The 21,219-nt window shown below is 48.0% G+C and carries 19 protein-coding genes and 1 pseudogene; 13 read left to right on the top strand and 7 right to left on the bottom strand.

Annotation, left to right across the window (positions count from 1 at the left end; genetic code table 11):
• Positions 1 to 10 precede the first annotated feature (10 nt).
• Both V7Q13_RS16615 and V7Q13_RS16620 read right to left on the bottom strand, forming a co-directional pair.
• Positions 11 to 4,537 carry a family 10 glycosylhydrolase gene (locus tag V7Q13_RS16615; protein ID WP_333801794.1) on the bottom strand — a complete coding sequence of 1,509 codons (4,527 nt, stop codon included), beginning with the start codon at positions 4,535 to 4,537 and terminating at the stop codon, positions 11 to 13.
• Positions 4,538 to 4,711: 174 nt separating this feature from the next.
• Positions 4,712 to 6,025: an MFS transporter gene (locus tag V7Q13_RS16620; protein WP_333801795.1), complete on the bottom strand. Its 1,314-nt coding sequence runs from the start codon at positions 6,023 to 6,025 to the stop codon at positions 4,712 to 4,714.
• 129 nt (positions 6,026 to 6,154) lie between these two features.
• Between V7Q13_RS16620 and V7Q13_RS16625 the strand changes: the two genes are divergently transcribed.
• The 4 genes from V7Q13_RS16625 (at position 6,155) to V7Q13_RS16640 (ending at position 10,459) form a co-directional block, all read left to right on the top strand.
• Positions 6,155 to 8,038, top strand: a complete 1,884-nt coding sequence (locus V7Q13_RS16625) for an ELWxxDGT repeat protein (protein WP_333801796.1) — start codon at positions 6,155 to 6,157, stop codon at positions 8,036 to 8,038.
• Positions 8,039 to 8,075: 37 nt separating this feature from the next.
• On the top strand, positions 8,076 to 8,540 hold the full coding sequence (locus tag V7Q13_RS16630) for a hypothetical protein (RefSeq protein ID WP_333801797.1): 465 nt from the start codon (positions 8,076 to 8,078) through the stop codon (positions 8,538 to 8,540).
• Between the two features lie 103 nt (positions 8,541 to 8,643).
• On the top strand, positions 8,644 to 9,627 hold the full coding sequence (locus tag V7Q13_RS16635) for a glycoside hydrolase family 43 protein (RefSeq protein ID WP_333801798.1): 984 nt from the start codon (positions 8,644 to 8,646) through the stop codon (positions 9,625 to 9,627).
• Positions 9,628 to 9,856: 229 nt separating this feature from the next.
• Positions 9,857 to 10,459, top strand: coding sequence for an HAD family hydrolase (locus tag V7Q13_RS16640; RefSeq protein ID WP_333801799.1), 603 nt, complete (start codon positions 9,857 to 9,859; stop codon positions 10,457 to 10,459).
• A 26-nt stretch (positions 10,460 to 10,485) separates the two neighbouring features.
• Here V7Q13_RS16640 and V7Q13_RS16645 read toward each other — a convergent pair whose 3' ends face one another.
• The gene (locus V7Q13_RS16645) at positions 10,486 to 11,013 is read right to left on the bottom strand and encodes a phage tail protein (protein ID WP_333801800.1); all 528 of its coding nucleotides are present in this window, start codon (positions 11,011 to 11,013) and stop codon (positions 10,486 to 10,488) included.
• A 174-nt stretch (positions 11,014 to 11,187) separates the two neighbouring features.
• Between V7Q13_RS16645 and V7Q13_RS16650 the strand changes: the two genes are divergently transcribed.
• Positions 11,188 to 12,321 carry a hypothetical protein gene (locus V7Q13_RS16650; protein WP_333801801.1) on the top strand — a complete coding sequence of 378 codons (1,134 nt, stop codon included), beginning with the start codon at positions 11,188 to 11,190 and terminating at the stop codon, positions 12,319 to 12,321.
• 93 nt (positions 12,322 to 12,414) lie between these two features.
• Here V7Q13_RS16650 and V7Q13_RS16655 read toward each other — a convergent pair whose 3' ends face one another.
• From V7Q13_RS16655 to V7Q13_RS16665, 3 genes are all read right to left on the bottom strand, one after another.
• On the bottom strand, positions 12,415 to 12,792 hold the full coding sequence (locus V7Q13_RS16655) for a DUF4242 domain-containing protein (protein ID WP_333801802.1): 378 nt from the start codon (positions 12,790 to 12,792) through the stop codon (positions 12,415 to 12,417).
• A 101-nt stretch (positions 12,793 to 12,893) separates the two neighbouring features.
• Complete coding sequence (locus V7Q13_RS16660) at positions 12,894 to 13,991, bottom strand: nickel-binding protein (protein WP_333801803.1); 1,098 nt, start codon at positions 13,989 to 13,991, stop codon at positions 12,894 to 12,896.
• 421 nt (positions 13,992 to 14,412) lie between these two features.
• Entirely contained in the window at positions 14,413 to 15,228 is an 816-nt protein-coding gene (locus V7Q13_RS16665; RefSeq protein ID WP_333801804.1) for a hypothetical protein, read from the bottom strand.
• Positions 15,229 to 15,583: 355 nt separating this feature from the next.
• On the opposite strand from V7Q13_RS16665, the gene paaA reads away from it, so the two are divergent.
• The 7 genes and pseudogenes from paaA (at position 15,584) to V7Q13_RS16700 (ending at position 20,077) form a co-directional block, all read left to right on the top strand.
• On the top strand, positions 15,584 to 16,525 hold the full coding sequence (paaA, locus tag V7Q13_RS16670) for a 1,2-phenylacetyl-CoA epoxidase subunit PaaA (RefSeq protein WP_333801805.1): 942 nt from the start codon (positions 15,584 to 15,586) through the stop codon (positions 16,523 to 16,525).
• A gap of 80 nt (positions 16,526 to 16,605) precedes the next feature.
• Positions 16,606 to 16,980: a four helix bundle protein gene (locus V7Q13_RS16675; RefSeq protein WP_333801806.1), complete on the top strand. Its 375-nt coding sequence runs from the start codon at positions 16,606 to 16,608 to the stop codon at positions 16,978 to 16,980.
• Positions 16,981 to 17,007: 27 nt separating this feature from the next.
• On the top strand, positions 17,008 to 17,373 hold the full coding sequence (gene paaB, locus V7Q13_RS16680) for a 1,2-phenylacetyl-CoA epoxidase subunit PaaB (RefSeq protein ID WP_442958266.1): 366 nt from the start codon (positions 17,008 to 17,010) through the stop codon (positions 17,371 to 17,373).
• Positions 17,374 to 17,406: 33 nt separating this feature from the next.
• A pseudogene (gene paaC / locus V7Q13_RS16685) lies at positions 17,407 to 18,159 on the top strand (1,2-phenylacetyl-CoA epoxidase subunit PaaC); the annotation flags it as partial.
• Between the two features lie 163 nt (positions 18,160 to 18,322).
• Positions 18,323 to 18,790 carry a 1,2-phenylacetyl-CoA epoxidase subunit PaaD gene (gene paaD / locus V7Q13_RS16690; RefSeq protein ID WP_333801807.1) on the top strand — a complete coding sequence of 156 codons (468 nt, stop codon included), beginning with the start codon at positions 18,323 to 18,325 and terminating at the stop codon, positions 18,788 to 18,790.
• Positions 18,791 to 18,851: 61 nt separating this feature from the next.
• Positions 18,852 to 19,631, top strand: coding sequence for an enoyl-CoA hydratase-related protein (locus V7Q13_RS16695; RefSeq protein WP_333801808.1), 780 nt, complete (start codon positions 18,852 to 18,854; stop codon positions 19,629 to 19,631).
• Positions 19,628 to 20,077, top strand: a complete 450-nt coding sequence (locus V7Q13_RS16700) for a PaaI family thioesterase (RefSeq protein WP_333801809.1) — start codon at positions 19,628 to 19,630, stop codon at positions 20,075 to 20,077. The genes V7Q13_RS16695 and V7Q13_RS16700 overlap by 4 nt, the downstream gene beginning before the upstream one ends.
• A gap of 3 nt (positions 20,078 to 20,080) precedes the next feature.
• Here the strand turns inward: V7Q13_RS16700 and V7Q13_RS16705 are convergent, their stop codons facing one another.
• Positions 20,081 to 20,353, bottom strand: coding sequence for a hypothetical protein (locus V7Q13_RS16705; RefSeq protein ID WP_333801810.1), 273 nt, complete (start codon positions 20,351 to 20,353; stop codon positions 20,081 to 20,083).
• 176 nt (positions 20,354 to 20,529) lie between these two features.
• Between V7Q13_RS16705 and V7Q13_RS16710 the strand changes: the two genes are divergently transcribed.
• Positions 20,530 to 21,129 carry an acyltransferase gene (locus V7Q13_RS16710; RefSeq protein WP_333801811.1) on the top strand — a complete coding sequence of 200 codons (600 nt, stop codon included), beginning with the start codon at positions 20,530 to 20,532 and terminating at the stop codon, positions 21,127 to 21,129.
• The last annotated feature ends 90 nt before the right edge of the window (positions 21,130 to 21,219 follow it).

The following is a 21,219-nucleotide window of genomic DNA, read 5'->3' on the forward strand; positions in this document are numbered from 1 at the left end:
AATCCGTTGTTTATTGTATGCCTACTTGTATACTGTAGCCCGGCGTTACTTGCAAGGTAGCGCCGTAGCGAAGCAGTATGCTTCTTGCGGCAGCACCACTTGTATTGACAACAGGAAACACCGTAATGTTCGCCGGCACAATCACATCCACAGTCGCATCGGGCACGGCTGCACAACTCCAGTTGGCCGCATTGTGCCAGTTTGCGTTGCTACTGCCTGTCCAGTTAGTGCCGAATGTAACAGTGTAAACCGGCCCTGCATCAGTGCCATTGGCCACAGCCCGCAGTTGCAAGCCATACATGCTGGCCGGCAATTGATTCAACTGCAAGGTTGCATTTTGTGTGCCAGTAAATGTAGCATTGTCTGTGATTGATTGCCAGCTACCGCCTGTCCATTGCTGCCATTGGTATGTACTGCCCATTACTAACGCAGGCAGCATTGTGCTGGCATTCGGACACAACACCACATTGTTGAAGCTGCTGAGGGTAGCATCGCTTTCGTTGTTGTTGTCATCCAAGGCAGATACGGCATACAACGCATAACCCGCATTGGGCAGGTACAATTTGTTGCTGCTCACAATGCCCACCACTCTGGCGCCATCCTGTTTCATTTGCGATAAGTCGCCTTGGTTTTCGTAGCGATATACAACATACTTCACCGCCGTATCGCCATCTGCCGCTACTAGTGGTTTTTGCCAGCGCAATGTGTCGCCGTCGAACATTACTTGTGAAGGCGCATTTGGGCAAACAGCATCTTTCCACGCAAATGCCGGTGCATATGATGGATAACGGAATGCGGAGTTACGCAGTTCTGTTTTGATGTTTTTGCTGTTGTTTTTCAGCTGCGCTGCCCTGAACATGATGTTGCCAAAAACCTGTGGGCGGTTATTGTCTCTGGTCATATTGATTTGCGACAATATTTCGGCAGCAGCCCAGTTGCTGGCATCATCCATACGGTACAAAGCAAGGCCGGGGTAAATATGGCGGCCATACTCCTGACCACGGTCGTTCCACCATTTGCTGAGTTTGTCAAAGTCTTGAGCACCGGTAATTTTCCAGTACAACTGCGGTGCCAGATAATCTACTTTACCTGCTTGCAGCCATGCAATGGGGTCGCAATAATGTGCACTGTAAGACGAAGTGCCTGTAATGCCTGCAGGAGTGCCGCTTTTCCAAATGCCAAACGGACTCACACCAAACACCACATTTTTTTGCATGGAGGCATTGATGCTTTGCAAGGTGTCATACACCATAGCAATGAGGGTGTTTACATTGTTGCGGCGCCATGCGGCCGTATCGGTAAAGCCCTGCGGATTGTTGTTGGCAAATGTGCCCAGGTCCTGCGAAGCCATGCCGCTGTAGGGATAGAAATAATCGTCGAAGTGAATACCGTCAACATCGTAACGGCTGGCAATGTCGCCAATCACGTTTGCAATGTGCTGCCGCACGGCAGGCAGGCCCGGGTCGAGCATGGTGAGTGTGCCCGATGTAAATGTCCATTCAGGATGTTGCACGGCCACGTGGTTGGATGCCAATGTTGGAGTGCTTTGTTTGGCCCGGTAGGGGTTGAGCCATGCATGTAAATCCATGCCCCGTTGATGTGCCTCATCAATCGCAAATGCCAGCGGATCCCACATGGGTGAAGGTGCAGTGCCCTGTGCACCCGTAAGCCAGTAACTCCATGGCTCAATCGTCGACGCATACAAGGCATCAGACTCTGGCCGTACTTGTAAAAACACGGAGTTGATGCCGGCGGCTTTCAAAGAGTCGAGCAACTCGAGTAACGTACCTTGCTGTTGTGCCGTACTCAATGTGCGGGAAGATGGCCAGTCGAGATTGGAAACAGTAGATACCCATGCGCCACGTAAATCACGGAGCGGATAACGGTCGTCTTTTTCGGCTGGCGTCGCCTCGCAGGCTACGGCTTCTTGTACCGCTATGTTTACCGTAGCAGTATTTGAAAAATAGCCTTCGGTAGAAGTTACCTTGTACGTAAATGCGTCTGTACCTGTAAACCCATTGTTGGGTTGATAGCGAATGCTGCCATCTGCCTGAGCGGTAGCTGTACCATTGCCTGCCGCTGCTACAATCGTCACAGTATTGGTATTGATGCTGCCGCCATTGGGCAAATCGTTTTGCAACACATGTATTCTTTTCACCGTGCCTGCCGATACTGCGGCTGCATCGTTAATTGCTACCGGGGGTGCGGGCAATACTGAATCGCCAAAATAGGGCAGCAGTTTGTTCATGAACAAACTCATGTCAATGTCAGTAGCAGTTTCCAGCGTATAAGAAATGTACACAATGGCACCGGGAGTAGTGCCGCTGCCAAATGTGCCGCTGTAGGCTACCCCGCCTTTGGCGCCAGCTATGGCATAATCAAATATGCTCACACTGCCGCCTGCAGCAGCAATGTTGTCCGGAAAATCTTCGGGATACACAATGCCAAACGGCAAGCTGATGCCCTCGAAATCTGTGCCTGCAATGCCCGTTGCAGGTGTGTAGGTAGATGCGCCATCGCCAATGTACGATGCCTTCAGGTAATTTGTCATAAAGGCGAGGTCGTAAGTGGTGGAAGCGCTGCGGCCAATGTTGTAAGCTATTTCCGAACCGGAGAGCAGTAGTTTACCACCGTTATTCAGGTAATTAGTAAGGGCTGATTTTTCTGCTGCTGAAAAGACTACGTTGAGGCTACTCTCATCTCCCATAAACCATACAACAATCTTGTATTGCTGCAGGTTGATGCTGCCGTCTTCAATGAGTTCATTGGCCACCGTGCTGATTTCTACATTGCCCCTGTCTCGCAGGGCTTTCATGTAGCGGGCCGCAAAGTTGTGCGTACTGCTTTTGTATGATCCGTTGGAGCGGTCGAAGGCATCTACAACTAACACTTTGGTGCCGGTGGTATTCCACGACCGTGAGTACACATCGCTGGCAGGGCTTTCTACCGGCGACAGTGCCCCATTGCTGACCACTGCAGTGAGTTTGAAATGATAGACCGGCTCGGTGGGTACTATTACAAACTGTGATGATTGCAATGTGATGCCGGTGGTAGCAGCGGTAAGTGTTTGCTCATTGGCGGCCAGTACCCAATTGTTCATGTCATCGCTGCTGGCGTAGTACAAGCGATAGCCCAGCAAATTGGTTTCGAGGTTGGCTTTCCAGGTAGCGGTTACTGCGGTGCTGCCACTTGTGGCTTGGATGCTGTACAAAGTGGGTGTGGCCACACTTGGCAAAGCTCCGGCTACATTGGCGAGAAAATTGTCCCAACGTAGCTGTGTCATATTGGGGCAGTCGGTGGCCCGTACATCGCTGTGGCCATAAATGCCTTTCTCGCCATTGGCGGAGCGGCGGGTTTTCGGAATGCCGTTTCTGGTACATACATCGGCGCAAAGTTTACCGGCTTCTGTAAGCATGGGCTGGCTATCCCACATACTCAGGTTGGTTACGAGTACTTCATGTTCTACACCAATACCTTGGTCGTTATATTCGGTTACGCCTTGGCTCCAGGCACGTTTGGCTTCATCTACCACTTGGGTTATTTGTCCATCGCTGTTGCGTACCACATAGTGAGCACTCACTTGTGAGGTACAGTTTTTAAACCAGCTGATGGCACCTTCATAAGTGCCCGTTGCGATATAGTGTACAAAATAATAATTGATGCCGGCTCCCGCAGGGCGGCTGTTGAAGTTGCAAGAGGTAGGGCTGTAAACAGCAGCTGTATAGTCAGGCGTACCATTTCCCAACACTGAAATATTACCCGTGCTTTCGATGCTTGGAATGCTGATGGTTTCATCGGGTGTCAGCTCAATAATTTCACCCCAAATGCTGATGGTTTTGCTGCCTTGCTGCATTACACCGTACACCCGTTTGGCCAGGCTGTAGCGCATATCGGCGTCGGTAAGGCCGGTAAGTTGCGCTACGGCCGCAAACCAATCTTCGTAACTGTTGCCGCTGTTGCCGTTCTGTTTTTTATACAATGCCAACAGCACAGCTGCTGCCCGTATGTTTTGACGGGCCTCGTTTTTAATAGCATCGTTGGAAATGCCCAGCAGGCTTGCAGCTTTTGTTATTTGCGTCACGTTGCCCTGCTCTATCAGGCCCATCATACCCCAAGATCCGTACATGCTTTCACCCACCTGTGCCCAGTTGCTTTGCACCTGTGCGTAAGCACGGAGTATGGCTACGGGTACGCCAAATTCCTGCGCCGCTTCACGGAAATATTTTTCCATGACGGCCACCGAAGGATGGGGACGATTGAGTATGTCTACCAGCTGTGCTGTATGGTCGGGGTGGCCATGATCATCGTCTTCCATGGCAATGCCTTCGAGATGTTTGCCGGCACTCATGAGGTAGTTGCTGAAATCACGTTGCAGCCACACATCGCCGTTGGATTGCATTACACGACGCACTGGTGTTTGAATGTACTTCCGCTCCAGCTGTTTGAGTGAGCTGTCGGTGGGCAGTGGCTTTTTGTTGATTTGTGCATGACTGCCAAAGGCCAGCAAAAGGAAGCTGCCAGCCAACAAAAGGGGCATGCTACGGCGAAAAGAAAGTTGGAATTTCAAGCTACAGGCAAGTTTTGGTAAGTATGACGGATGATTTTGCCAGTCTAAAATAATAGAAATCGGCACTTAAACCAGCAAAAACCTGCAACGACCAGCAGAAACTTGCAAACGATTGTGGTGACCAGCCAAGCCAACCGGCCATCTTTACCCGTTGGTCTCGAGGTAATCGAGGTCTTTGTGAAAAGTTTCGGGCGTTTTGTACACCGACCAAATGCCAAGGGCAATAATGCCGGCCCCTGTTACGGCGGCGGCTGTCAGGTAGTTGTTGAGCATATGCTCACTGCGCAGCCATTGAAACAGCAATAAAATGAGTGGCAAAAAGCCCCGCACCAAATTGGGAATAGAGATGGCGGCTGTGGCCCGAAGGTTGGTACCAAACTGCTCAGCACTCATGGTAATGTATACCACCGAAATGCCGGAACCAAAGCCCAGCCCCATGCACAGCAGGTACATATTGCTGGCCGTGCCACCGCCTTTCAAACCAAAAAACAGGAGGATGAACAGCGATAAAATACCATAGTAAATGAACAAGGTTTTTTTGCGGCTGCGCAAATAATTGCTGAGAAAACCAGCGCCCATGTCGCCAAATACCAACGCTACGTATTGCAGCATCAGCGCCTTCGGTTGGTCAAAATCGGCAATGCCGAAACGGCGGGCAAACTCATCCGAAAAACTGATGAGCACACCTATCACATACCACACGGGCAGGCCAATGAAAATGCCCCGCAAGTAGCGCATCATGCGTTCACGATTGTTGAAGAACATGGCGAAATTGCCCATGGGCACATGTGATTTTTTGCTGGCATCGTAGAGGCCGCTATCGAGCACACCCACCCGCAAAAACAATAAGGCAACACCCATGCCGCCGCCAATGAAATAGCAGAGACGCCAGTCTTCGCCGCTAAGGCTGTGTACAAAGTAGGCGGCAATGGTGCCAAACACACCGCTGGTAGCAATGATGGCTGCAGCAATGCCGCGTTTTTCTTTCGGCAGCAATTCGCTGGTAAGGGTAATGCTGGCACCCAATTCACCAGCCAGCCCCAGCCCGGCTATAAACCGCAGCCAGGTGTATTGATCTACCGTTTGCACAAATCCATTGGCGATAGTAGCCAGCGAGTACAGCAGGATGGAACCAAACAATACACTCTTGCGGCCTTTTTTATCGCCCATCATACCCCATAAAATGCCGCCCACGGTAAGGCCCATCATTTGCCAGCTGATGATGCTTTCGCCAATGTCTTTCATGGCCGACTCGGGTACGCCCAAATCACGAAAGCTGGATTTACGCACAATGCTGAATAGCAGTAAATCGTAGATATCGACAAAAAAACCGAGGGCACCCACTACCACCGGTAGCGAAAAAATGCCGTATTGTTTGGGCTGCATTACAGCGGAAGATAATGGAGAAATGGAATTCATTTTAGCCAGCGTATATTCTTGCAACGGTGATATTTCCATTTGGTTACATGGCTTGTGGGCGTAAGTAGCTCATGGCATGCCCGAATTTGATGCAAAGCGAAATACCCTGTAGTGGGTAGAATTACCTACATTAATGCTGATATTTTTGAGGTTTAATACCTACCCCAAATGAAAAAGTGTTTCATAACGCTGGTTGTGTTTTTTGCGCTATGTGTGCAATTGTTTGCACAATCGTTTTCTCTGGTAAAAGATTATACACCCGGCGCACCCACTGAGCTGATTGTGTACAATGGAAAAGTGTATTTCAAGAATAGCGATGGCGTGGTGGGCAATGAATTATTTGTGACAGATGGTACTTCGGCCGGTACAAACCTGGTAAAGGATATAAGACCCGGTAGTGCCAATGGTGGTTGCTATGCATTTTCCATTTTAAACAATAAAATGTATTTTTTTTCAGGCACCGCCGCCAATGGCGTAGAGTTGTTTGAAAGCGACGGAACTAATGCCGGAACAGTATTGGTAAAAGATATAAACCCCGGTGCAGGAAGTTCAGGCAGTGCCTTTTTTGCCACATTGAACGGGATAAGATATTTTGATGCACAGGATGGTCCCAATGGGTTGGAACTCTGGCGTACTGATGGTACTACAGCTGGTACTTATATGGTAAAGGATATTGTACCCGGTGCGGGTAGCAGCTTTCCGGCTAACCTTACAACAGTGGGTAACAAAATTTTCTTTTGGGCATATAATGCCCTAAGCGGGGTTGAAATGTGGGTAAGCGATGGCACAGCCGCAGGCACCATGTTACTCAAAGATATTTATGCTGGCGTATCGCCTAATACCTATGAAGGCACACAAATTGGGAATTTGAATGATGTTGCCTATTTCGCAAAAAACGATGGCATCAATGGCGTGGAGTTGTGGAGGTCAGACGGAACAACTGCCGGCACTTACATGGTTAAAGACATTAGTAGCGGGCCTACTGGAAGTAACCCTTTTAATTTTATTGTTTTCAATAATGAGCTGTACTTTATTGCCACTGAGGCCGGTGTATCTAAGCTTTGGAAAACGAATGGCACCCAAGCTGGTACAGTAGCGTTAGCAACTGCAGCTGGCACTCACGGTAATGGTGGAATGTCCATGGTTGTTTTTCAGAACAAATTGTATTTCTATGGAACTGATGCAACGCATGGCAGTGAGTTGTGGAAGACGGATGGTACTATACCGGGTACTGTATTGGTGAAAGATATTAATCCCGGCATTTCATCTTCCTCATTAAAAAACCTGACCAATATTGGAGATAAAATCATCTTTAGTGCTACTACGCCCACCGCAGGTGCAGAGCCATGGGTGAGCAACGGCACTGAAATGGGTACACTTCAACTTCAGGATATTGAACCGGGTGTGAATGGTTCTAATATTGAACAGTTTACCATTGTGGGTTCAAAACTTTTTGCCACAGCACAAACTTTAGCCAATGAAAGAGATGTGTATGTGATAAACGATTTTGTGGCATTGCCTTTGCGCTTCATTTCCTTTACTGCTAAAAGTTGTACTTCGGCTACTGCATGCCTGGAGTGGAAAACTGCTGATGAAGTACAGGTGGCATACTTTGATATTGAGCGGAGTACAGATGGCGTAAATTATAGCAAAACAGGTCGTGTTGTTGCTAAAAACGGAAGGACGAATAGCTACAGTTTTACTGATGATATTGCTTCGTTGCAACACTATACAAGTGTGCTGTATCGCATTCGTCAGGTAGATGTTGATGGAAAATTTAGTTATAGCAAAACCAGTAGTATTAGCAATGCAGCATTAGCATTGAAAGTGTTTCCTTCCATTACAAATTCGTCTTTTACAGTGCAATACAATGGGCTTGAAAAAATGCATATTGTAGTGAGAAATAATTCCGGAAGTACACTGTTGAATAAACCACTATTAATGGGCAGCAATACAATACAAGTACAACACTTTTCGGCCGGCACTTATTTATACAGCATTGTTGCTTCTTCAGGAGATGTCATTAAAACCGGAAAAATTGTGAAGCAGTAATCGGTTAGTCAAACCTTGTTTGTACAATTTCATGCCCATGAAAAATTATTGGCTAAGCCTGATTACAGTATTCAGTATGCTGAACGCTACAGCCCAGCAACCTGTTTGTACCGAATGGCAACTGGTTACCGACAGCATAAGTACATGGAATAAACTGCGGCAGCAAAACAAGCAGGATACACTTTTTGTGAGAAAACTGCTGGCTGAAAAATACAAGACACTTACAATACAGCAACAGCAACCTTCCAGTGTCAGCAGCTATGTGTTTTGGCAATTGCCCGATAGTGTACAAAATGCATTGCACACCTGCTGGCAATCATGGTGTACTACCAACGGGTACACACTGGTACAGCAACCTGCAGATGCCAAAGGCTTTCGGCGGGTAAGCGTATATGCTGATAAAAAGAAAAAGCAACGCATTGCCTTGTACGACCGCTCTGCTTTGGATGCCACCCGCATTACGGTGGGCTTCTCTACCGAATGGCTGCCAGCGTCCCGATAGGGTCATTTGATTTTCATTAACCTCCATGGCCGCTGCCAGGCATGCAATGAATGCTCTTGACCATTAGTTTTGGCAGGCACGTTTATCTCCGTGCATTACTGCCATGCGTTTGTACACTTGCTTTTTATGGATGATGTTGGGCACAAGCTCAGTTGCTCTGGCACAACAAACTTCGACAGACACCGCTGCCAAACAGGGCAATCCTATTGTACCCGGTTGGTACGCCGACCCTGAAGGTGCTGTGTTCAACAAACGGTATTGGGTGTTTCCCACCTATTCGGCATCGTACAACGAGCAGGTATTTATGGATGCGTTTTCTTCTGCCGATTTGCGCAGCTGGACCAAGCATTCACGCATTATTGATACGGCGGCAGTACAATGGGCGAAACGGGCCATGTGGGCTCCGGCCATTATTCAAAAAGGAAAAAAGTACTTCCTGTTTTTTGCAGCCAACGACATTCAGCAAGAAACTGAACTGGGTGGCATTGGTGTAGCGGTGGCCAACAAGCCCGAAGGGCCTTACAAAGATTTGCTGGGCAAGCCATTGATCAATGCCATCGTGAACAAAGCACAACCCATTGATCAGTTTGTGTTTCAGGATAAGGATGGACAGTACTACATGATATATGGCGGATGGGGGCGCTGCAACATGGTGAAACTGAACAGCGATTTTACCGGATTGCTGCCTTTTGAAGACGGACAAACATTCAAAGAAATTACACCGCAGGGTTATGTAGAAGGGCCGTTTATGTTTCAGCGCAAAGGCAAGTATTATTTTATGTGGAGCGAAGGCGGCTGGGGCGGTCCCAACTATCGGGTAGCTTATGCCATGGCCGATTCGCCGTTTGGCCCCTGGCAGCGCATTGGCACCGTGCTGCAGCAAGACCCCGCTGTGGCCACCGGTGCCGGGCATCACTCGGTGGTGAAAGTGCCGGGCAAAGATGAATGGCTGATCGTATATCATCGCCGGCCGTTGGGCGAAACCCACCACAACCACCGGGTTACCTGCATCGACAAAATGACTTTTGATGCCAATGGCCTGATACAACCGGTGAAAATGACCTTTGAAGGACCCGTGGGTAGATGATTGAAACTAGATGTTTGATGCAGATGACTGATGTTGGTTAGCGGAGTAAATGTGGCAGAGCGGAGCTACACATCTTTGGGAACCGATGTTCAGCAGGGAAAGTTTGTGCTGCACAGCATTCCACAATCGATTTCGTAGATGCTGCATGGCTGTGGCAGCATACCTCGATGCATCCACCTACATTTGTGCCCCTAATCAATGATACGGCATGAGTGAAACGGGCAATACTATGGACGCAAAATATCAGCAACTACTGGCCGTTACCAATAAAGGGTACGACGCTTTTTTGTACGACTGCGATGGCACACTGGCCGATAACATGCATGCCCACAAAGCCGCTTATGTGCAAACAGCTGCCAACTATGGCATTGAGCTGGATCCTGAGTTGATTACCGAACTTGCCGGCTGGCCCACGGTAGACGTGTCTGCAGAAATCAGTAAGCGTTATGGGGTGGCTTTTGATCCGGAAAAATTTGCGACCGAAAAATCTACCCTTTATTACGAGTCATACATTGGCCATACACAACCCATCGAATTTGTTGCCCGTCATTTGCAGGAGCATGCTGGTAAAGTGCGGATTGGTATTGTGTCGGGTGGAAGACCCCGCACCGTAACCAAAACGCTGGAAGTGCTGGGACTGCTGCAATACGTGGAAGTGATTGTAGGCGCCGGCGATACCCAAAGAGGGAAGCCTTACCCCGATCCATTTTTGGCAGCGGCAGAACAGCTAGGTGTTGAGCCTGCTAAATGCATGGTGTTTGAAGATGGCCAGCCCGGTGTAGATGCGGCCATTGCTGCAGGCATGCAATGGGTACGCATCGATTTATTGTAAAAGAAATACTACCGTTATTTCCCTAATTACGCCGTCGATTGTACATCCATGCCATCGTAAGCAATCTCCAGTGTTTCTATGGCTGCTTCACTACGCATGCTGTTGAAATGCGGGCCGCTGTACCGTACCGGAAAGGCGTTACGGAGTTTCCAAACGTACACAGGGTTATGTTCTTCATTCAGCAGTCGCACAGTCAGGTCACGCCGCTCTGGCTTACCGGATTGTACGGTTTTCATCCAGTCAAAAAAATCGGTATCGCCAGTAACTATGCCGCGTTTTAAAATAAGGTTGCTGTAGCGGTGCTGGCCCGGCATTTTGCGGGTATTGTATTCCGGCGAAGCGCCATCCCGAAAGTCGATGACTTCCACCTGCAAATCGAGGCCGGTGATTTCGGTAAAGCGGAGACTGACGCCTCCAAATTGAACATCAAAATGATAGTTAGGCAAAGGCGTTGTCATAACAAGTGTGTTTTTGTAAGTGAGGTACCACAGCACCAGCAGCAGCAACAATGCTGCCAGCAATACCAACACCCCGATGAGCAAAAATGTAAGCATGCACAAAAGATACAACGGGTATTTGGAAAAGAAAAAAGCTATTAGCTTTATCGGCAGATGTCCGCACCAGCCGATAAGGAAGGGTACTGTTTTTTTCTGTACCGTTATTTTTTCGATGCTGTATGCAATATTATTTTTACTCCAGGATTCCTATTACCCCATCAATTTTTTGCCATGTTCAAACCCGCCATCATTGTCTTTACAGTATTGTGCTATTGCATTACAATTGTACCCTCTTTTAGCCAGGGAAAAGTTGGCATCAATACCAATGCGCCACAAGCCATGCTGCATGTAAAAGATAGTAGCGTGTTGTTTAGTGGTGCGATAGGTGCTCCTGATGGCAACCCGCCAGCCAGTGGCGAAGGAATACGCATGATGTGGTATCCCGAACGGATGGCTTTCAGGGCTGGCTATGTTACTGCCAACCAATGGGACAAGAATAATATTGGGTATGCTTCGGCAGCTTTCGGTGACAATACAAAAGCATTTGGAGAGTCTTCAGCAGCATTTGGTAGCAATAATGAAGCAATTGGTTCCAATACTTTTGTTACAGGCAGAGAATCAAAAGCAACGGGGATATACAGTGTCGCTACAGGATATCGAACAGAAGCCAAAGGCTACGCTACAACAACCTTTGGTGAAAATACAATTGCTGCTTTTGATTATGCATTTGCCACAGGCACTCGGACAAGTGCAATTGGCACAGCTTCTTTTACTACCGGAGCATATAATTTAGCTTATGGTATTGCTTCATTTGCCACCGGATACGAAGGCATAGTGAATGCAGATTTTGGGGTTGTAACAGGGCGGAGGAATGTCAACAATGCATATGCATCGCTGGTGATTGGTACATTTAATGATTCAATCATAGGCAGTAGCAAAACAACTTTTGTAGCAACAGATCCCGTTTTCATTGTTGGGAATGGTACGGCAGATAATGCAAGAAGCAATGCACTGGTAGTCCGCAAAAATGGCGATGCTACCATAACCGGCGAAGTACAACGCCCAGCCACCGGCGCCGCCAATGTGGTGCCCATTTGTTACGGTTCTATATCTTCTGCAGGAAGCATCAATAGTGGTACCGGCAATTTCTCGATTGTGAGAACGGCTGCCGGCCAATTTGAAGTCAGCATTACCAACGAAACGTACAGCAACACGGCTTACATCACTACGGTTACGGTGGTGGGTGGAGCTTCTTTCAGAATTGCCACTACTGGTGCCGGAAGCGGCAAACTCATCATTCGCATTTTTGATATCAACGGTACTTTGGTAGATGCTCCTTTCCACTTTGTGGTATTTCAGCAATAAAATATTGTTTTGCTTCATTGGCAGCTGTCCGTACCAGCAGACATGAATCACCCCGACCTACAGGCCGGGGTGATTCATGATGCAATCAAATCATTATTGCTCAGCCGTAGCCGGACTAATAGTGTTGTTGATTTCGGTGATTGTCGTAACGGGGAAACCACCTTTTTTGGCATGCTCTCTGAGCAGTGTTTCATTATCGGCTTTGTACACACAAAACACTTTGTTGCCCGTTACATAACTCTGCACCCACTGAATGCGGGGCCCCATTTCTTTGAGCACCGTGCAAGATTTTTGAGAGATGGCTTTCAAATCGCCGGGGGTAAAATTGCCAGCACCGGGAATGTCTCTTTCAATGAGGTAGGTTTTCATAGGAGCTTCTTTTTTGTCGGTTTTGGTAGTGGTTTGTGCTTGTGTGTACAGGCTGCCGCAGAGCAACAGCAACATGGCGAGGAGGCGGGTAATGGTTGTCATAACTTTTTCTTTTTTGGGGTTTGATGGAATGACACAAAACAACAACAGCCCGCTATGCGGCACTATCAATTTTCTTGCAAAGAATGGTAAAATTCAACCGGCTATTGATTGGCCATATCGGTGTATTGCAACGGCAACATGTGGAAGCGGTTTTTGAAACACTTCGTGAAATACGACGGGCTTGAAAAGCCGGTGGCATAACTGATTTGCGCAATGGAAGCATCTTTCGTACGCAGCATGGCGAGTGCCTGCTGCAAGCGAAACTCTTTGAGCAAGGCGTTGGGTGATACCTGCCACAACGCCTGTGTTTTGCGGTAGAGTTGTGTGCTGCTCATGGCCATGGCTTGTGCAAATTGTTCGATGTCGAAATGCTCTTCGGCATAGTGCTCTTGCAGCACATCAAACAGTTGGGTAATGAAGGGCTCATCTTGCGGCGCAAAGAGCTGCAGGTGGCTTTGCATGCTTGCCAGCTGATTGCTGCTGAGCAGCACTTTTACCGTATTGGTGAGTTGCACAAAACCCGGTTGTGCCATCAGGTTCATGCGGCGCAGCATGGTTACCGTATCGCCAAACAACGCATCGGTTTGCATGATGGGTTCGCCGGCATGAATGCTCAGTTTCCATTGCAGCGGACTATGAGTGCCAAGCGCCTGCTGCATGGCACAGGCTGCGGCAAATGCATCGGTGGCGGCTACAAAAGAGGCGAGGTATTCCTGCCCTTCGCGGATGACTTCGCGGCCGTGGTGCTGCAGTGCAATTTGGCGGATGGTTTTGTAAAAACCGGCGCTAAGAGTGGCGGCAGCATCGGCACCAACGGCTTGCTGCAACAGTACCGTATCACAGATTTGTGCACAGAGCAAAATGCGGTAGGAGGTGTCGTCGAGAATGATGAGCCCCTTGTCGGATACCTGTGCATTGTCGGGGTCGGTAATGCGGCCCAGAAAAGAGTACACAAGGTTGGGCTCAACTTCCACTATTTTGTGCGGTACCAAACCGTGAGCACGGTTGTGTAGTTCTATCACACTTTCCTGGTTGGGTGCATCAATAAGGCAAAACACATGGCCACGCAGTTCATCAATCCAATAAGTGAGGCATTTGCAGCTGTGTTCTTTCTCCATGAGTACATCCATGCTGTGGGCATCGGCTACGTCTTTGGCATTCACGCCGGGTACAATGTGGAGGTCCATGAAGATGGGCATGGGTAAGATGTTTGTAGAAAGATAGTCAGATATGCGGAAAACTGTATATGTGGGTGCTTGCTAATGACTCGTCCTAAAAAAAGTTTACAGGTTTTGTGATAAATCCCTCCGCCATGTTTCGTGGCACACGAAACATGTAGCGAAAAAAAAGGTGAACAAAAAAAATCAACAAAACAAAACGTTCACAAATCTGTGAACGAAAAAAGTGTGTACGTTTTTTTTGAAAAAAAATTTTCTTCCACAAAACGGTGAACGAAAAATGTGTGAACGTTTTGTTTGGAAATAAAAAAACGTTCACAAAAAGGGTTGCTGCCGTTGTTGATCGCTGACCAACAACGCATGTATGCCGGTTCGTGTGCCACGAACCAGGACGTGAAAATCAAAAAAAACTTATTGGATTTGAACCGCTCTTTACCGGCTGTCAATAGTATTCAATCGTTCTTTTTATTACCCAGTTTGTCCCTTTTTTCATTTCTCCATTTGGTTGTTTTGATTCACTTGATGAATTTTTGGTTATCCAGTTTCCGGTAGCATCATTTGTGTATAGTGTTCTGTCGGTGTAGGTCTTGTCGGCTGAAACACTGGTCTCACGAATCAAAACATGCTTCTCGCTGTAATAGATCAGCTTGTTCGTGATTTCACCATCCTCGTCTGATTGAAAAAGAACAATCTGATTCTTTTTATCATCCTGCCGGTAGCTGTAGGTATACATTCCTGCCATGTCTCCGTTTCCTGAATAGTAATATTGTTTTATCAGTTGCCCTTCTGCATTGTATTCATATCGGGAAGTGCCGTACATGCTATTTTTACTTGAAGTGAGCAGCATCTTTGAATCGTAGCTGTATGTTTCATTCCCGCCAAGGCCGCCCGTTCTGCTGGTGATAAAGCCTGCTTCATTTAAAGCATAGCTATAGGTCCCCTTAAACGAAGCGTTGTTTTGGATTACTGTTATTTCACGCTTTTTGAAATTATATACGAGTACTGTTGTGCCTGCAGGAGAATAGTTGGTAATTTTTTTTAACAGACCCGCCGTGTCAAATTCATATTCTTCTGAAACAGAACCTGAAGCATCGTATTCCGATAATTTTTTGACTTTCCCCTTTAAGTTGTAATCGCTGAGTTTATACTTGAAGGCTACGGGATTTATCACTTTTATGGGTGCTGCCGGCTGTGCTTTTGTGTCAACAACGGTAAAAAACAGGAAAATGCTGAGACAGATAAAATTGAGTTTAAGCATGTGTGTTTTTTTAATACCAAAAATAGGCTAACAAGTATGTCAAATAACTACCCGCTGGCGGGTATCTTATTGCTCTTGATCGTATTGCACATAGATATGTTGCTGCTGTTGTTAGTCGCTGACCAACAACGGCGGGCTCAATGGCTGCTGCCTGCACCCCTGCTGATGGGCTGCGGATGACTGGCGGGTAGTGCCGGCGCTTTTGGCCGGCACCGCAGCGCAGCGGAGCCAAAAGGCACCGAACCACAGCTGCCATTTTGTGGTAGCCCACAGCCCCCAAAGTGTTCCCAAAAACTAACAAGCGTTAGTTTTTGACGGCAATCCCTGTATTTTTACGGCCACTAAACGGATTGCTATGGCCATTGCTCCCTTGGAAGCACGGTTTCAGGAGAAGATTGACCGTGACATTAAAATTGAACCGAAAGACTGGATGCCGCCGGCATACCGGCAAACGCTCGTCCGCCAGATAAGCCAACACGCCCACAGCGAAATAGTGGGCATGCTGCCCGAAGGCAACTGGATAACCCGTGCCCCGAGCCTCAAGCGCAAAGCCATCCTCATGGCCAAAGTGCAGGACGAAGCGGGCCACGGCCTGTACCTGTACAGCGCCGCCGAAACGCTGGGCATCAGCCGCGATGAAATGATCACGCAGCTGCATACGGGCAAAGCAAAATACTCTTCCATTTTTAACTACCCCACGCTGAGCTGGGCCGATATGGGTGCCATTGGCTGGCTGGTAGATGGCGCCGCCATAATGAACCAGGTGCCGCTGTGCCGCACCAGCTACGGCCCCTACAGCCGCGCCATGATACGGGTGTGCAAAGAGGAAAGTTTTCACCAGCGCCAGGGCTTTGAAATACTGCTGGTACTGAGCAAGGGCACCGATGCGCAAAAAGCCATGTGTCAGGATGCCATCAACCGCTGGTGGTGGCCAAGTCTTATGATGTTTGGTCCGCCCGATGATGAAAGCCCCAACACGCAGCAAAGCATGCAATGGAAAATCAAACGTTTTACCAACGATGAACTGCGCCAGCGTTTTGTAGACATGATAGCAGAGCAAATCAAACTGCTGGGCATGACGCTGCCCGACCCCGACCTGCGTTGGAACGAGGAGCGGCAGCATTACGATTTTGGCGCCATCAACTGGGATGAGTTTTGGCAGGTGTTGAAAGGCAACGGCCCCTGCAACCAGCAACGGTTGGATGCAAGACGCAAGGCCTGGGATGATGGGGCTTGGGTGCGGGAGGCGGCGAAAGCCTACGCCAATAAAGTGCGTTTGAAAAAGGAAGTGGCTTGAGGAATGAGGAATGCGGAATGAGGAATGCGGAATGATGATTTATGAATTAAGAATGATGAATTAAAATTCAAAGGAATCGCATGAAGGGAGATGACCTGAAACAACGCACAAAGAAGTTTGCATTATCAATTATCAAACTTGCAGAGCAGTTGCCGCATAACAGGGTAGGTTGGACGTTTACTGATCAGATTATAAGGTCTGCAACTTCCGTGGTAGCAAATTATCGGGCTGCTTGCCGTGCTAAGAGTGATAAGGATTTTATTTCCAAAATGGAAACGGTTATTGAAGAAGCAGATGAGACTTTGTTTTGGTTGGAAATGATTGACGAGTCCAATATTATAACTGACAAAACAGATCTATCGCCCATTACGAAAGAGTCCAATGAATTGCTATCCATTTTCGTTGCTTCAGTTAAAACAGTGAAAAGTCGTTTGGATGCTGCCAAGCATTCATAATTCATCATTCATAAATCATCATTTAATATGGACCATACAATTAAGATGAACAGGTACGGCGATTACGGCGACAGAGAAGCCGCTGGCGGTCAGCAGGAATCGAAAGCAAATGCCAACGAATGGCCGCTCTGGGAAATCTTCATCCGCAGCAAACAGGGCCTCGATCACAAGCATGTGGGCAGCCTGCATGCAGCCGATGCACAAATGGCCATCGAAAATGCACGGGATGTATACACCCGCCGCATGGAAGGGGTGAGCATATGGGTGGTGGAGAGCAAACACATCCACGCCAGCAATCCCGATGAGGCCGACAGCTTGTACGACCCCGCCAGTGATAAAGTGTACCGGCATCCTACTTTCTATGATTTGCCGGATGAGGTGAAGCACATGTAACCCCCAACCCCTAAAGGGGAGTTTAAGAACGAAACAATGAAAGAATACTTGTTGCACTTGGCAGATGATGCGTTGGTGATGAGTCAAAGACTGAGCGAATGGACCGGCCATGGGCCAGTGCTGGAGCAGGATATTGCCCTCACCAATATTGCGCTGGACTACCTGGGGCAATCCCGCATGTGGTATCAATATGCGGCCAACATAATGGGGGATGGCGCCACAGAAGACAGCCTTGCCATGCTGCGGTTGGAACATGAATTCAAGAATCACCTGCTGGTGGAATTGCCGAATGCGATGCCTTCGGGCCGCGATTGGGCGTTTACCGTGTGCAAGGTGTTTTTCTTTAGTGCCTACCAACACGCATTGATGCAGCAGTTGCAGCAATGCACTGATGAAGAAGTACAGGGTATTGCTGCAAAAAGTTTGAAGGAAGTAACCTATCACCTGCGGTGGAGCCGCGAATGGATATTGCGCCTCGGCGATGGTACAACAGAAAGCCATCAACGCATGCAGCAGGCATTGCAGGCTTGTTGGCCATTTACCGGCGAACTGTTTGAAGTGCCGCCGTATGAACAAGGCTGGGTAGACTATGCCGCTATCAAAAAAAACTGGATGAGCGAAGTGCAGCAAACACTTGCTGAGGCTACCATCTCCTCCCCCGCAGGGGGAGGCCGGGAGGGGGCTTTTCAAACCGGTGGCCTGCATGGCCGTCATACCGAATACCTGGGCTATCTGCTGGCAGAGATGCAGTATTTGCAACGGGCTTATCCGAATAGTGAGTGGTGATTTTTTAGCAACCCCCTAGCCCCCTAAAGGGGGAATAAAGCGTTCTATAAATTGAATTTATGAGCAGAAGGTGAGACCATCTTAGTTTTAGAACCACAAACCACAAACCACAAACCACAAACAAAAAACAACAAACATCAAACCGTCTGTTACATACGAATCATTGACTGCCTTGCTGCAAACAGTGGTCGATCCGGAAATACCGGTGCTCACCATTGCTGAAATGGGCATGCTGCGGGGTGTCCAGTGGCAGGAAGCAACGGGGGAGTGGGAAGTGTTGATTACACCTACCTACTCGGGCTGCCCCGCTACCGATATGATTCGGGCACAAATACGCATGACGTTATTGGAAAACGGCATCAGTAATGTTCGCATTACGCAAGTGCTGTCACCTGCATGGACCACAGATTGGATGACGGACACTGCCAAAAAAAAACTGCGGCAATACGGCATAGCGCCACCTGTGGGTAAAAGTATAGATGGAGCATTGCTGGAAAATACAGTTGTGCTATGCCCCAGGTGTGGCAGCAGCAACACGCATTTGGTGAGTGCATTCAGCAGCACTGCCTGCAAGGCTTTTTATACCTGCAATGAATGTCTTGAGCCTTTTGATCATTTTAAGTGTCACTGAGTAGTGCATGTCGAAGGCTGTATATTTATCACGTTCGTTATCTTAAATCAGTAGTGAGAATATGGAAATGCCCATTGTATTTGAACGTATAGGAAACGTTGGAAAAATTACGCTGAACCGGCCGGCAAAATTCAATGCCTTCAACCGCGAAATGGCCTTGCAAATGCAGGAAGTGCTCGATGAGTGTGCCAGGGCGCAAGACATTCGTGCCGTATACATCACGGGCAATGGCAAAGCATTTTGTGCCGGGCAAGATTTGGCCGAAGTAACCGACCCCAACGGGCCGGGTATGAACCGCATTTTGAGTGAGCATTACAACCCTATTGTATCCAAAATAAAATGGTTGGAAAAACCCGTGGTAGCTGCGGTTAATGGTGTGGCTGCAGGTGCCGGCGCCAACATTGCTTTGTGCTGCGATATTGTTGTAGCTGCGCAATCGGCTTCTTTTATACAGGCATTTTCCGGCATTGGCCTTATACCCGATAGTGGCGGCACGTTTATGCTGCCCCGATTGGTGGGTTGGCAAAAAGCAACTGCCCTTATGATGCTTGGCGATAAAGTGCCTGCAGCCGAAGCCGAACGCATAGGCATGGTTTATAAAGTATTCGAAGACGAGCAGTTTGCCACTTCCTCGTGGCAGTTGGCCGAACGTTTGTCGGCCATGCCTACCAAGGCCTTGGGCATGACGAAGCTGGCACTGCGTTGGTCTTTCGCACATACCTTTAAAGAGCAGTTGGAAAATGAAGACAAGTTGCAACAGCGGGCTGCCGCTACTGCCGATTTCAAAGAAGGCGTAGCCGCATTTCTCGAAAAACGTACACCAAACTTTACCGGCGAATGAGTAGCAATCCCGAACAGGCCGACCTGATTGTAGACATGATGCTGAACAACGATGCTTTCAGTCGTTGGCTCGGCATCAAAGTGGTGGATATAATGCCCGGCTACTGCCAGTTACAAATGCTGGTAACAGAAGATATGTGCAACGGTTTTTCCATTGCGCATGGTGGCATTGCTTTTTCATTGGGGGATAGCTGCTGCTCTTTTGCGGTGAATGCACATGGTCGTAAAGCCGTGTCCGTTGAAACATCCGTCAATCAGTTCAAAGCCTTGCAACCCGGCGATTCCATTACCTGCACTTGTAAGGAAGAATCGCTGGGCAAAAAGCTGGGGGTGTACACTGCAGAAATCATCAACCAGGATGCGGTACGCATTGCTTTGTTTAAAGGCACTTATTACCGCAGCGAAAAGCGATGGATAGAACCCGAAGACCTGGCCGGAAATGCTTAGGGCTTAAGATTCTTCTACATGCAATTGATGAAAAAACCGATGTGCTACAGGAGCTAGTAACAAACTCACACTGGTAAGCAGCGTGATGCCGCTGTACAAAGCATACAATGAAGAAAACAACTTGCCATAGTTACTCGGAAAGTCAACAATTACAGGCCCCATTCCACTGAGCAACATAGCTGCATTGTGAAAGCAATCCATCCAACTATAGGCATTGGTAGTAGTGAATCGAAAGCCAACTGTGCCAATGAATAAACTCACTAAGAGTATTGCCAAACACCAAACCATATTGCGCCAAATACGGCTGAGAAAAACTTTTCGGCTGGCAAGTGGTTGTCGTTTATGTTCGTACATCGGTAAAAAAGAAATAAACTGTTCAATAAAAGAAATGTACGAAGAATCACTGATTCAATATCCGGCTTCGCTGGGTACAATTCACTTATTTTAGTTGTATGTTTTACGCATTCAAAGGTTTTGTTCCAGTGGTACATCCTTCCAGTTTTGTACATCCGCAGGCAGTGGTTACAGGCAATGTCATCATTGGTAAAAATTGCTACATCGGGCCGGGTGCAGCGTTGCGTGGCGATTGGGGCGGCATCATTCTCGAAGATGGTTGCAATGTGCAGGAAAACTGTACCATTCATATGTTTCCCGGTAAAACAGTATTGTTGAGAGCCGGTGCTCATATCGGGCATGGAGCAGTTATTCACGGTGCACAAATTGGTGCCAACTGTTTGATAGGCATGAATGCGGTAGTGATGGACAATGTGGTTCTTGGTGAAGGTTGCATTGTTGGTGCCCTCACCTTCATTCGCGAAGGAGAGCAAATACCGGATCGGAGTTTGGTGGTGGGTAATCCAGGTAAAATCATCAGGCAAGTTTCAGACGAGATGTTGGCGTGGAAAACGAAGGGTACACAACTCTATCAGCAACTGCCGGCAGAGATGTATGCCGACGCTACACCCTGCGAACCTTTAACAGCACTGCCTTCCAATCGGCCTGCACAAGAACTGTTGTTTGAGAACTGGGAGAAAATAAAATCAATGAGCTAATGAGCTAATTTGCCAATGTGCTAATGCCGACTTATGATTGATTGGCGGCATTCATTTTTCACGAAACTGTCTTTTTTTAATATGAAGCCT

Origin of the sequence: Phnomibacter sp. (assembly GCF_036803085.1) — a bacterium.
Taxonomy (GTDB): Bacteria; Bacteroidota; Bacteroidia; order Chitinophagales; family Chitinophagaceae; genus Phnomibacter.